The 12,258-nt window shown below is 55.7% G+C and carries 12 protein-coding genes; 6 read left to right on the top strand and 6 right to left on the bottom strand.

What is annotated here, in order from left to right:
- Positions 1-231: 231 nt before the first annotated feature.
- Positions 232-951, bottom strand: a complete 720-nt coding sequence (locus AC07XF_RS02320) for a helix-turn-helix domain-containing protein (protein WP_492583426.1) — start codon at positions 949-951, stop codon at positions 232-234.
- A gap of 363 nt (positions 952-1,314) precedes the next feature.
- Here AC07XF_RS02320 and AC07XF_RS02315 point away from each other — a divergent pair, with 363 nt between their 5' ends.
- Both AC07XF_RS02315 and AC07XF_RS02310 read left to right on the top strand, forming a co-directional pair.
- Positions 1,315-2,487, top strand: coding sequence for an NAD(P)/FAD-dependent oxidoreductase (locus AC07XF_RS02315; protein ID WP_492583428.1), 1,173 nt, complete (start codon positions 1,315-1,317; stop codon positions 2,485-2,487).
- A 62-nt stretch (positions 2,488-2,549) separates the two neighbouring features.
- Entirely contained in the window at positions 2,550-3,827 is a 1,278-nt protein-coding gene (locus AC07XF_RS02310) for an MFS transporter (RefSeq protein ID WP_495025233.1), read from the top strand.
- Positions 3,828-3,841: 14 nt separating this feature from the next.
- Here the strand turns inward: AC07XF_RS02310 and AC07XF_RS02305 are convergent, their stop codons facing one another.
- Complete coding sequence (locus AC07XF_RS02305) at positions 3,842-4,294, bottom strand: Lrp/AsnC family transcriptional regulator (protein ID WP_495025232.1); 453 nt, start codon at positions 4,292-4,294, stop codon at positions 3,842-3,844.
- Between the two features lie 147 nt (positions 4,295-4,441).
- On the opposite strand from AC07XF_RS02305, the gene AC07XF_RS02300 reads away from it, so the two are divergent.
- The 3 genes from AC07XF_RS02300 to AC07XF_RS02290 are packed head-to-tail and all read left to right on the top strand — an operon-like array spanning position 4,442 to position 6,433.
- Positions 4,442-5,059 (top strand): LysE family translocator, encoded by a 618-nt coding sequence (locus tag AC07XF_RS02300; RefSeq protein ID WP_492583434.1) that lies wholly within the window; start codon positions 4,442-4,444, stop codon positions 5,057-5,059.
- A gap of 25 nt (positions 5,060-5,084) precedes the next feature.
- Positions 5,085-5,948, top strand: coding sequence for a 3-methyl-2-oxobutanoate hydroxymethyltransferase (gene panB, locus AC07XF_RS02295; RefSeq protein ID WP_492583436.1), 864 nt, complete (start codon positions 5,085-5,087; stop codon positions 5,946-5,948).
- Entirely contained in the window at positions 5,948-6,433 is a 486-nt protein-coding gene (locus AC07XF_RS02290; protein ID WP_495025231.1) for a MaoC family dehydratase, read from the top strand. Before panB ends, AC07XF_RS02290 begins: the two co-directional genes overlap by 1 nt.
- Positions 6,434-6,537: 104 nt before the next feature.
- Here the strand turns inward: AC07XF_RS02290 and AC07XF_RS02285 are convergent, their stop codons facing one another.
- From AC07XF_RS02285 to galB, 3 genes are read right to left on the bottom strand one after another with little or no spacing between them, the layout of a single operon-like run.
- Positions 6,538-7,632 carry a 4-oxalomesaconate tautomerase gene (locus AC07XF_RS02285; RefSeq protein ID WP_492583440.1) on the bottom strand — a complete coding sequence of 365 codons (1,095 nt, stop codon included), beginning with the start codon at positions 7,630-7,632 and terminating at the stop codon, positions 6,538-6,540.
- Positions 7,633-7,634: 2 nt separating this feature from the next.
- On the bottom strand, positions 7,635-8,351 hold the full coding sequence (locus AC07XF_RS02280) for a 4-carboxy-4-hydroxy-2-oxoadipate aldolase/oxaloacetate decarboxylase (RefSeq protein WP_056854689.1): 717 nt from the start codon (positions 8,349-8,351) through the stop codon (positions 7,635-7,637).
- Complete coding sequence (galB, locus tag AC07XF_RS02275; protein ID WP_253397357.1) at positions 8,348-9,082, bottom strand: 4-oxalmesaconate hydratase; 735 nt, start codon at positions 9,080-9,082, stop codon at positions 8,348-8,350. Before galB ends, AC07XF_RS02280 begins: the two co-directional genes overlap by 4 nt.
- A 157-nt stretch (positions 9,083-9,239) precedes the next feature.
- Here galB and AC07XF_RS02270 point away from each other — a divergent pair, with 157 nt between their 5' ends.
- Positions 9,240-10,466: a LysR family transcriptional regulator gene (locus tag AC07XF_RS02270; RefSeq protein ID WP_495025230.1), complete on the top strand. Its 1,227-nt coding sequence runs from the start codon at positions 9,240-9,242 to the stop codon at positions 10,464-10,466.
- Between the two features lie 80 nt (positions 10,467-10,546).
- Here the strand turns inward: AC07XF_RS02270 and AC07XF_RS02265 are convergent, their stop codons facing one another.
- Positions 10,547-12,172: a methyl-accepting chemotaxis protein gene (locus tag AC07XF_RS02265; RefSeq protein WP_492583444.1), complete on the bottom strand. Its 1,626-nt coding sequence runs from the start codon at positions 12,170-12,172 to the stop codon at positions 10,547-10,549.
- Positions 12,173-12,258: the final 86 nt, after the last annotated feature.

Here is a 12,258-nt window from a genome sequence, read left to right as displayed (position 1 = left end):
TTGGCAAACTCCGGGAAGCCGCCTGCCAATATCAAGGGCTTATTTTATTGATCTTCGTATGGGTGCCGGCCCTGGCATGTGTGCTCATTTTGCCGACAATAAGCGGACACTGGCTTGCACTAACACAGCCGATTCGATGCGGTTTTTTGCATAGCAAGCGGGCGAGCGGGCACGAAATGCCCCGCCTGGATACAGCAGCGTCCAAATGAAAAAAGTCGGATAAGCGAGGAGTTACTGAGCCTGAAGGCTCAATCGGTACTGCTGAGGGGTGAAGTGCGTTGCGGCTTTGAACTGACGAGAAAATGCGCTGTGATCGGCATAGCCGCACTCGCCAGCGATGTCGGTGATACTGGCTTGCGACTCCTCCAACAATCGACAGGCCTTGTCTATACGAATCCGGATGAGCATCTGCTTGGGTGTAAGCTGGAAGATCTCTTTCGTTAAACGCTCCAGCGTATCAACGGACAGATTGACGCTCTGGGCAACATCCGAAATAAGCAGTTTTTGATCGCTATCTGTTTCCAGAATTCGTATGAAATCCATCAGTCTTTTATAGCTGCTTTTTTTCTCATCCGGTCTGGGCAAAATTCGCGATATCCCCACCAGGCCAAAATTTCCCGTCACCGGATCCTTGAATTGGAATTTAGAGCTGAGACACCATTGCTTCCTTCCGTCAGCAGAGAAATACAAACGAAGCAGATCCACGATTTTTTTTCCATCATTGATCACACTCATATCCTGAGCCAACGTGTTGTGACCTGTTCCCGGAAAAAGCTCGTCTGCGGTTAAGCCTATAACCTGTTGCTTGCTACGCATCCCTGCCTGGTCAACGATCGCCTGATTGACCATTACATAGCGTGCTTCATTGTCTTTAACAAAGAACATCACATCCGGCAGTCGATCAAATACCTGCTCCAGTAATGGCAGATTTTCGTCGGCGCTACGTAGCAAGTCATCACACCTGAACATTTTTGTATCCAATCCAACATTTACAGGTATCTACCTTACACCAGACTAGCCAGGCGTATAGGGGGAAATCAAGGCGTCTCATTGTGCAACCTCCCGCTAGAAACTTGGCAAGGTAGCCGCACCCCATTGGGTCATGATCTACCAAGTGCGCACCGAAAACGGTCGATAAAGACTAGAAAAAATATAAGCGGAGGAGAAATTCATCCTTAACACATCGTGAAGCTCCGAGATCACCCGAGCAAAAATGACTATGCAGAAAGCCGTAAAAATCCACGGAGTAAATCACAAGCCACCGCCACCTGGTTACAGCAGACTGTGCCGAGTTCGCTACTTGAGGATTTCCCCGTGACCCATCCAACCGATTCAGTTGTCATCATCGGCGGCGCCATCATCGGCAGCTTCGTCGCTTACTTCCTGCGACGTGAGGGCCATAAAGGTTCGATCAAAGTTATCGAGCGCGATAGTACCTATCAGTTCTCCTCCACCGCTCTCTCCGCGTCTTCGATCCGTACCCAATTCGGCTGCCCTTTCAACATCAACATGAGTCTTTTCAGCGCCGGAGTTTTCAAAGATATCAAGAAGTGGTTTGGCGAAGATGCAGACATCGGTTTTGAGGAGCGTGGGTATCTCATGCTCGGGTCACCAGATGGAGCCGACGTGCAACGCACCACAGCTATGATGCAGCGCGAGCATGGTGCCACGGTTGATATTCTGACCCCTGAACAAACCAAAGAGCGCTTCCCCTGGATCAACGCCGAAGACCTTGGAATCGCGACCTATGGAGCCGCAAACGAAGGCTGGTTTGACGCTTGGGCGCTGCTGCAATTGGTTCGCCGTGAAGCCAAAAAACTTGGCGTTGAATATATACAAGGCGAAGCCTGCGGTATCACCTATAACGGCGGCAAAGTCGAGTCCGTCCAACTAGCAGACGGAACCAGTTTGCCATGTGCCTGGTGCGTCAACGCCGCTGGGCCGGCAAGCGGAAAAGTAGCGAGCTGGCTGGGGATTGATCTGCCGGTAGAGCCACGTAAACGAACCGTCTTTCACATCAAAACACCGGTACCGACCGAAGGCTTTCCAATGCTTTTCGATAATTCCGGCGCGTGGATCCGTCCTGAAGGCGATGGGTTCATCGCTGGTATTGCTCTGGAAGAACCGGTGGACGTACATGCCGAGGGTGACTTCGAGCCGAGCCATCATTTGCTCGAAGAAACACTGTGGCCACTTCTGGCACATCGCATCCCAGAGATGGAGCAGATTCGCCTGCAGCGGTCATGGGCAGGTCACTATGAAATGAATTTGCTGGATCACAATGGCATCGTTGGTGCACACGACCAAATCACCAATTTCGTATTCGCAACCGGTTTCTCAGGCCACGGAGTCATGCACTCCCCTGCAACTGGCCGCGGAGTGGCTGAGCTGATCGTTCACGGCAAATACAAGACACTGGATCTGTCGCCCTTGGGTTACGAGCGCATACGTGACAATCAGCCCATCGTTGAGTCAGTCATTTATTAACTGCTGCGCGAGTCGGCTTTGCCCGGCTCGCTATCCAAAACATTTTCGGCTACCTAGCGGTATTGAACGTGACAGCTGTCTCGAATGCGCTCACCCCCACTTCCCCTTCCCTTCAGCAAAACCAAGCGTTGTTGGACGTACTACCTGTCTCGAGTTACATAGAGAAAGGAACCCCTCAGTTCCGTAAAACCTCGTGGGCATTACTAGCCGGAGGATTTTCCAGTTTTGCTCTGCTCTACTGCGTTCAACCGATGATGCCCGCCTTGTCAGAGGCTTTTTCAATCAATGCCGCCCAGAGCAGCCTCATCTTGTCTGTTTCGACCATTACCTTGGCAATTGGACTCATCTTAACTGGCCCAATTTCAGACGCCTTGGGTCGAAAGCCTGTAATGGTGGTCGCGTTGATGGCCGCTGCGCTATGTACCCTCCTGGCGTCGGTGATGCCAACCTGGCAGAGCTTGCTACTGATGCGTGGGCTACTCGGGTTGTCGCTTAGCGGCATAACGGCGCTTGCTGTGACCTACCTGAGTGAAGAGATACATCCTCGCAACATAGGCGTCGCGATCGGCTTATATATTGGTGGCAGTGCGATCGGAGGTATGTCAGGACGCTTGGTCAGTGGACTGATTCTTGAGTACGGATCATGGCGCATGGCCGTGGGGGCGATAGGCATTGTTGGTGTGGTTGCCGCGGTACTTTTCTGGCGCTACTTGCCGGAGTCTCGGCACTTCACACCCCGCGCAATCAACACGAAAAATCTGATGGGAGGGTTTCTTCTCCATTTCCAAAACTCAGCATTGCGCCTGCTCTACTTTCAGGCGTTCTTGCTGATGGGCAGCCTGGTAACCTTTTTCAACTATATCGGTTATCACCTACTCCAAGGCCCGTTCTTTCTAAGCCAACAGATGGTCAGCCTGTCGTCTTTTGTATACCTGACAGGCCTCTACAGTTCAGCCAAAGTTGGCTCTTTGGCAGACCGAGTCGGACGACCAAAAGTTTTCTGGAAGATCATTCTAATGACATTGATCGGCGTCGTGCTCACGCTAGCGAACAACATCTACTCACTCGTCATCGGCACAGTGATTTTCACATTCGGTTTTTTTGGTTCTCATGCTGTTGCCAGCAGCTGGATCGGTCGATGCGCGAAGACTGCAAAAGGACAAGCTACCTCCCTTTATCAGATTTTCTTCTACATAGGAGCCAGCGTTGCGGGTACTTGGGGAGGGATGTTCTGGCAGCATGCTCACTGGCTGGGCGTGGGACTTTTCATCGCTGGCCTGCTGACCGTGTCCCTTCTGATCTCACTGAAACTCGCTCAAGAGGTGGCTAGCCAATCTTGATGCGCTGGCCCCAGTCACAAAGGAAGGGGCCTGTCCTGAACGACCCGTTTCATTACAAGCGTTGAGGTCAGACGTTGCACATTGGGCAGCGTCGAAAGGTTCTCATCATAGAGCCTTTGAAACGCTGGCAGATCTTGAGTGATGATGTGCAGCAGGTAATCTGGCTCGCCAAATAATCGTTGAGCGTCAACCACTTGCGGGATATCAACAAGCGCTCTCTCGAATGCCTCGACCGCTTGCCTGTCACCTTCACGCAACGTGGCAAATACCATGGCGGAAAAGTTAAGGCCTAATGCGCCTGGATCAAGTTGTGCTCGATAGCCGAGCAGCACACCCGACTCTTCCAGTGCGCGTACCCGTCGATGGCAAGGGGAAAGGCTCAGCCCAACGCGCTCGGCGAGCTCGGTGACTGAAAGGCGACCGTCCTTTTGCAGTTCGGAAAGAATCTTGCGATCAATCCTGTCCATCTAGAAGAATCTCCCCACCAATAGCGATTAGCTGATTATCTTTGGAAGTAAATTCTAACAATAATTCATTATTCTTCCTCGCATCAATAATTACCGGAGCGGGACGATGCAGTACGCGGGATGTCAGCAGCAGGGGTGGATAGCACCATGACCTTGAGCGTTTTCGTTGCCTTTTGGGCAGTGTCGATTTTATTCGTCATTACCCCTGGCGCAGATTGGGCCTATGCAATTTCGGCAGGCATAAAGGGCCGAGTGGTCATACCCGCCGTGGGTGGGCTGTTGTCCGGCCATTTGATCGCAACCATGATTGTTGCCGGCGGTGTCGGCACGCTGGTGGCCAACCACCCTACTACCTTGACCGTACTGACCGTTGCCGGGGCAGGCTATCTACTTTGGCTGGGCCTGAATATGCTTGCGCACCCCGCTACACCACACTCTGATGAAGTTCAGACATCGGGATCCTGGACGCGCTGGGCGATCAAGGGGCTTTGCGTGAGCGGGCTGAATCCGAAGGTGTTCCTGCTGTTCCTGGCGCTTTTACCGCAATTCACCGACGCCACCGCTGCCTGGCCTGTGCCGACGCAAATGATTGCGCTGGGGCTCATCCACACCGTCAGTTGCGGCGTGATCTATCTGCTGGTCGGATTTGGCTCGCAGGTGGTACTGCGGGCACGTCCAGCTGCAGCTCAATTCGTCAGTCGTTTTTCCGGCGCGGCCATGATCATCATCGCAGTCATTCTGCTCAGCGAGCAGATGTTCAGTTAATCCAATTTTTCCGCGAGACCACATCATGAGCGATCAGCCTTCGCCGTATGGCAACGCCCAACCGGCGACCCGAGTGCGAATTCCGCACCTGAAACAAATGAAAATGGAGGGCCAGAAATGGGCGATGCTCACTGCGTATGACATGTACACCGCAGCCATTTTCGAGGAAGCGGGAATACCCGTCCTGTTAGTCGGCGACTCTGCATCCAACAATGTCTATGGTAATGAATCCACGCTATCGATCACCGTTGACGAAATGATCCCGCTGGTTCGTGCGGTCAGCCGTTCGACCCGACGGGCACTGGTGATCGCCGATCTTCCATTCGGCTCCTATCAGGCATCTGCGGAACAGTGCTTCCATACAGCGGTGCGCTTCATGAAAGAAGGCGGTGCGCATGCGGTCAAACTCGAGGGCGGGATCGAAATGCTGCCGCAGGTCGAGAAGCTCGTGAACTCAGGCATACCGGTCATGGCGCACATTGGCTTTACCCCTCAGATGGAACATCAGCTGGGCGGTTACCGCGTCCAGGGCCGAGGCAAAGATGCGCAGCGCCTGATTGATAGTGCCAAAGCGCTTGAGGCCGCTGGTGCCTTTGCTGTTCTGATTGAGATGGTGCCTGGTGACGTCGGTCGAGCGATCACGGAAGCCATTTCAATTCCGACTGTCGGGATTGGCGCGGGTAATCATTGCGATGCCCAGGTGCTGGTCTGGCAGGACATGGCCGGAATGCGCGGCGGTCGTCTGCCGCGATTCGTCAAACAATACGCAGATCTTCGATCAGTACTTCACTCGGCAGCGAGGGACTTTGCGCTTGAGGTGAATGCTGGAACATTTCCAGGCCCTGACCATACTTTTCAGGCTCAGCCCTCACCGCCCAGGGAGTTGTGATGAAAAGTCCAAGAGAGCGTGCGGCCGAAGGTCTTGAGGTAGGAGACCGATTCACGGTAGTCCGCTGTTTTACAGAGGACGATATTCGCCGATTCGCGCAAATCTCTCGCGATTACAATCCGGTTCACTGCGACACACGCTACGCAGAGTTGCGTGGGTTCAAGGCCCCCATTGCCCATGGCTTGCTGACGGCCAGCCTCGTCACCGAAGTGGGTGGGCAAATTGGTTGGCTCGCTACAGGAATGAGTTTCCAGTTTGAACGTCCCGTTTATGCGGGAGACGAGATCACCTGCCACTGGCTCATCGTTGATATCGATGAGCGCGGTCGCGCAAAAGCAGAAGTCAGAATACTGAACGCAGAGGGCATTACCGTGCTGGAGGCGAAGACGACTGGCGTACTGCCTGGAACTGAGGAACGTCAGCGATTGAAACAGATGCTCGCTGATGGAGATCAAACCAATGGAGTCACACACTTTGTCGGCTGATTGCTTGCCGTCGATGGATGGGTGTCCGACTTTAGCTGCTGGGTACCGACTGCGGCTGCACAGGGCGCAGCCCGTCGGCACCAGGTCTTGCATTTCGCTGAGTGTTATCGCCGAGATGGGCCCCGGCCTGCCCACAAATTCGCGGGAACACATACGGCTCCATCCAACAACAACCTTGCCGTTCGCATCAGCCCGCAACTGACCAACTGGCCATTGTCCAGACGCAGTTCCACGGTGAACTCGCCCATCGAGTGTTCAACCGAAACTTGCTTTACGTCTCCATCCTTCACCCTGGCCAGACGTGAAGCCACACTGCCCTCGATCAAGCAGGCAGCGGCAACACTGACCGCACCGAACACCCCAATGCTGGTATGGCAACGATGAGGAATGAATGTGCGGGTGCTGAGCGCCCCACCGGCCTGTGCCGGTGCAATCAGGCACATTTTGGGCACGTTGCGTTGGCTCACATCACCGAGGTTCATGCGCGGGCCGGCCTGCAGGCGGATCGATTCAAGGAGGGCTTTCAACTCAGTATTGGCATCCAGTTGTGCCGGACTCTCATAGCCGCCCAAAGCGAGGTCTTCGGCTCGGATCAGCACCACTGGCATGCCATTGTCCACGCAGGTGACTTCAACGCCGTCGAACAGATCCACTGCGTTGCCAGTCGGCAACAAAGCACCGCAACTGGAGCCGGCGACATCCTCGAACTCCACGATCAACGACGCACCACCGCCGGGAACTCCGTCGATTCGCGCATCACCGGTATAGCAAACCGCACCATTGGGAGTAGGCACATGCGCAATCGCAATCTGCCCGGTGTTCTCCATGAAGATACGTACCGGGGTCACATCCCCCGTCACATCCACCAGTCCGCGTTCGATGGCGAACGGGCCGACACCGGCGAGGATGTTGCCGCAGTTCTGGCCATAATCGACTCGCGGCTCCTCCACCAACACTTGGGCAAACAAGTAGTCGACATCAGCTTCGGCACGCGTGGACGGCTTAATGATCGCCACCTTGCTGGTCAGCGAGTCGCCGCCACCGATGCCATCGATCTGGCGCGCATCAGGCGAGCCCATGACGGCCAGCAAAACGCGGTCTCGCAGTGCCGACGCCTCTGGCAAGTCTTGAGCAAGGAAATAAGCCCCTTTCGACGTCCCCCCGCGCATCAACAGGCAAGGAATGCGTGTCTGGCTCATGCTCAATCTCCGAGATCGTCAAGACTGTCGACGTACCGCAACCCTTTTTCAGCGAGGCGTGCACGCATGTTGTAGATGTCCAGCCCCAATTCGCCCTTCGCCAAGCGCAAGGCCTTTTGCTCTTCCAGATCGGCACGCGCTCGACTGGCTTCGACAACCTGGGGCACTTCGCCGCGACGTACAATAACCACACCATCGTCATCGGCTACCACCACGTCACCAGGGTTGACCAACTGACCGCCGCATACCAGTGGCAAGTTGACCGAACCAAGGGTCTCCTTGATCGTGCCCTGAGCACTGATGGCACGAGACCATACCGGGAACCCCATCTCGCGCAGCGTGTGGGTATCACGCACGCCGGCATCGATCACCAGGGCGCGCACGCCGTGAGCCTTGAGCGAAGTGGCGAGCAGGTCGCCGAAGTAGCCGTCGGTGCATGGCGAACTGGGGGCGACCACCAGGATATCGCCGGGGCGGCACTGCTCCACCGCCACATGGAACATCCAGTTGTCGCCCGGCGCCACCAGCACCGTGACCGCCGAGCCACTGATCACTGTGCCTCGTTGTATTGGTGTGATCGAAGACGTCAGCAGGCCTTTTCGCCCCTGAGATTCGTGGACGGTCGCGACACCGAAGCGCCGCAATTCATCGACCAACACCTGGTCGGCCCTGGCGATGTTGCGCACGACAACACCGGTTTTTCCGATCAACTCGCTCATCCCAGATTCTCCGTCACGCGCGGGAAGATGCTTTGGTAGCCCTCGCCATAAATGATGTCGCGGCTGGAGGTGATCCCTACGTTGCGCTTGGCTTGCACACCACGCTGCAGGGCAACGCGCGTGTAGTACTCCCAGAGGTGTTCCTGACCGGCCATGCACTGGATGGCGGCGTACTTTTTGTCCCAGACCGAAGTGATGTCCAGCAACACGTCAGGGCGCCATTCGCATTGCTCGGGCTGGTGAGGTTCGAAGCTGTAGACCGGTGGTGCGCCGACGATTTTCTCACCCGGTTTGTAGCCTTCGGCCTGGGCGATGATACGCGCCTCTTGGGTCAGGTTCATGGCAAGCGGGTGATCGTAGTTGTAAGGGTCTTTCAGCGAATGGCTCAACACGAATTCTGGCTGAACCCGGCGGAACACATCGGCCAGGCGAAACAGCGTTTCCTTGTCGGCACGCATCGGGTAGTCGCCGATATCGAAAAACTCGACACTGGCACCCAGGATATCGGCGGCGGCCTGGGCCTCTTCGCGGCGAGCGCTTTTGACTTTTCCTTCGCTCATCTCGCCCTTGCGCCACAGCTTGGCGGACTCACCGCGTTCGCCGAAGGACAAGCAGACGATGTGCACGTTGTAACCCTGCTGTGCATGCAGCGCGATGGCACCACCGGCACGCCAGACGAAATCGGCAGAGTGTGCGCTGACGACCAGCGCGTTTTTTGGTGATTCGTTCATTGCGGATTCTCCTCCTGCGTTTCGAAAGAGCATCGCACCGCGAACCACTGAGGTAGAAATGCGTTAGAGTTTTCGAGGTATGCTTTTTTTTTATTGTCTACAGCCAATGGGCGATGCATAGTCAGACTTAAACATCGATATGTAGAGCACGCTTCCCATGGAGACCAATGAACTTCCCAGCCTGATGCAGGTGCGAGCCTTCGTCAGAGTCGCCGACCATGGCAGCGTTTCGAAGGCTTCTGTGGCCCTGTTCCGGGCGCAGTCGGTGGTCACCCGGTCTATTTCCGAATTGGAAGCCCGGCTGGATGTACCGTTGTTTGAACGTCATGCCAACGGTATGCGTTTGACCGATTACGGTGCGCGGCTATTGCCTCGGGCGCGTCGGGTACTGGTGGAGCTCGAAAGCGTGCCACGCTTACTAGGTAGTGGGGAGAAGCGTGCTGTCGAACCGCTTTACCTGTTCCAGAACAGGCGTCTGCAAGTTTTTGTCAAACTTTGTGAAACCCACCATATGCAGACCGTTGCCAGCTTGCTTGGTCTGAGCCAGCCGGCGATCAGCTCGACCATCAAGGTCATGGAAAATGGCTGTGCCCAATCATTGTTCGAGCGTACACCTCGCGGGCTGCAGCCGACGCGTGTCAGCCATGAAATCCTCTTTCCGATCCGTCGGGCGCTGAACGAGTTGCGCCATATCGAGACCGATATCACCGCAATGCGCGGTGACCTGCAAGGCGTGGTACATGTCGGTGCCCTGCCCTTGGGTCGTACGCGTATTTTGCCCGAGGCCATCGTGCGCTTGATGGCCGAACACCCTGCGACCCAAGTTATCACCAACGAAAGCCCATTCGATCTGCTGGCGACCGAGTTGCGAGCCGGCGATGTGGACTTCATTTTTGGCGCCCTACGGCCGCAGGCCTACGCCAGCGACCTGAGCGGCGAAGTGTTGCTCACGGAGGAAATGGTAGTGGTGGCGCGGCGTGATCACCCGCTCTATCTAAAAACGGCTTTGCAAGATGAGCTTAGCGCCGCCCAGTGGGTACTGCCTCGCGCCGGATCGCCCGCCCGGCAGATGCTCGACGAGTGCTTCACCCGGTTCGGGATTGCGCCGCCCCGACCGATGGTGGAAAGCGGCGACATGTCTATCATTCGTGGACTGTTATTGCGTTCGGACATGCTCGCCGCAGTGTCCACTCACCAGCTGGAACATGAGATTTCCTCGGGCGAATTGTGCATCCTGCCGCTGGAGCTGAGGCAAACTACCCGGGCCATCGGCCTGACTTATCGTAGCGGCTGCCTGCACTCTCCGGTGGCTCAAGCCCTGATGGATACGATTCGCCAGGTAATCCTTGAGGCAGGCAGTGGTTCAGGCCCGTCACCAACCTAATATGTGCCTGGAGCACTGCTTCGCGAGGAGGCTCAATGAAACAGTTTGAGTTTGCCCATTTACGGGGAAACTACCAATAGTCACGTGCGAAAGCGTCCTACCAGCCCGCTTAACTCCTCCGCAAGCTGTGTCAGCTGCTTGCTGGCAGTGTTCGTTTGTTGCGCACCTTCCGAAGATTTCGCCGACAGGTCGCGGATTGTGAGGAGATTGCTGTCCACTTCACGCGCCACCTGCGCCTGTTCTTCCGCTGCGCTCGCGATCACCAGGTTGCGCTCATTGATCTGGCCGATGGCAGCGAATACTTCTTCCAGCACTACACCGCTCGCTTGAGTCATGTTTAGCGCCACCTGTGCTTTAGACGAACTAGCATGCATAGCTCCAACCGCCTGTTCAGCTGTGCTCTGCACGCTAGCAATGATCTGTTCGATTTCACGAGTCGACTCCTGCGCCCGGTATGCCAGCGTCCGTACCTCGTCGGCCACCACCGCAAAACCACGTCCAGCTTCACCGGCGCGTGCTGCTTCAATGGCTGCATTGAGCGCCAGTAGGTTGGTCTGTTCGGAAACCGACCGTATTACGTCCAGTACTTTGCTAATGTTTCGCACTTCATGAGCCAGATTTTGAATGCATTCGGCGCTGCCCTGGATATCGGCTGTCATCGATTGGGTTCCCTCGATATTCTCGTGAACTTGCTGACGGCTCTTTTTCGATAGGTTGTCGGAGGCAGCGGCCGTTTGCGAAGTCGACACGGCGTTACGAGCCACCTCTTCGATGGCGCTCGTCATTTCGTTGACTGCCGTGACGGCCTGTTCCAATTGCTGGTTCTGCTGCTGAAGCCCACGATTGCTCTCTCCTGTTATCGCATTCAGTTCTTGTGCAGCTGACGCCAGTTGGGTCGCGGAACCGGTGATCAGATCCAGGGTGACGCGCTGACTGGTTTGCATGCGCTGAAGCTCGACGAAGAGTTCGCCAATTTCGTTGCGGCCAGGAACGGTCACAGGCTGAGTGAGATCGCCACCTGCGATACGTCGAAAATGTTGACCTGCATCGCGCAAGGGCCGCAATACACGGGTAGCGATAAAGACCCAGCACAGGATGGCCATGGCCAATGTAATAACGCCCAGTGTAGCTGCCACGGTCTGCGCCATTTTCAGCCGATCAACTGATTGCACAATGATCTGCTTGCTTCGTGTTTCCAGCTCGCCAACCAGCTTTAGGCGTACCGCCTGCAGCTTGGCCATGCCATCAACGGCCGCTTTATTTGACTCAATGTAATCTGCGGCCGACAAAGCACGCACCGCTGCGCGCTGGCCGACAACGGCAGCCCCGAACTTGTCGAAGCAGACCTTGAGTTCGTCGGCCATACCCTTGAGCACCGGATCTTTAATGGCGTCGGCGGCAGCGTTGAGCTTGGCGATACTTTCCACCCAGATACCCTCGCTACGCAACAGACGCGCTTGTGCATCCTCAACGTGGCCGCCCATACTTTCTATGAACGCCGAAGAGACGTTAGCACTGGTTCGGGTAGCCAATAGCAGCGAATTGTTTACGCCGTCGATGACAATAGTGGCGCTGTTCAACTCGATGATCTCGTCGTGGCTGGTGACTGCCGCCCGCCAACTGCTCAGGGTCAAGAAGAGCAATGCCACGATGAAGAGTAAGAGCACCGTGATCATACCGGTGCGGATTTTAAGATCAGGGAACATTTGACGAGCTCCAAGTAGTGACTGCGGCTGAGCAGGCTCGCACCCGCAGGGGATTGATGTCGTACACGACTTCGTGAACGACAATG

It is taken from the genome of Pseudomonas sp. GW821-FHT01C01 (genome assembly GCF_059422645.1).
Note: the sequence above shows the minus strand (reverse complement) of the source record. Positions and strands in the feature narration are given on the sequence as shown.

Coding starts and splice junctions, on each gene's coding strand:
- AC07XF_RS02305 (WP_495025232.1), bottom strand. CDS start 4,294: ATGGACAGGATTGATCGCAAGATTCTTTCCGAACTGCAAAAGGACGGT.
- AC07XF_RS02300 (WP_492583434.1), top strand. CDS start 4,442: ATGACCTTGAGCGTTTTCGTTGCCTTTTGGGCAGTGTCGATTTTATTC.
- panB (WP_492583436.1), top strand. CDS start 5,085: ATGAGCGATCAGCCTTCGCCGTATGGCAACGCCCAACCGGCGACCCGA.
- AC07XF_RS02290 (WP_495025231.1), top strand. CDS start 5,948: ATGAAAAGTCCAAGAGAGCGTGCGGCCGAAGGTCTTGAGGTAGGAGAC.
- AC07XF_RS02285 (WP_492583440.1), bottom strand. CDS start 7,632: ATGAGCCAGACACGCATTCCTTGCCTGTTGATGCGCGGGGGGACGTCG.
- AC07XF_RS02280 (WP_056854689.1), bottom strand. CDS start 8,351: ATGAGCGAGTTGATCGGAAAAACCGGTGTTGTCGTGCGCAACATCGCC.
- galB (WP_253397357.1), bottom strand. CDS start 9,082: ATGAACGAATCACCAAAAAACGCGCTGGTCGTCAGCGCACACTCTGCC.
- AC07XF_RS02270 (WP_495025230.1), top strand. CDS start 9,240: ATGGAGACCAATGAACTTCCCAGCCTGATGCAGGTGCGAGCCTTCGTC.
- AC07XF_RS02265 (WP_492583444.1), bottom strand. CDS start 12,172: ATGTTCCCTGATCTTAAAATCCGCACCGGTATGATCACGGTGCTCTTA.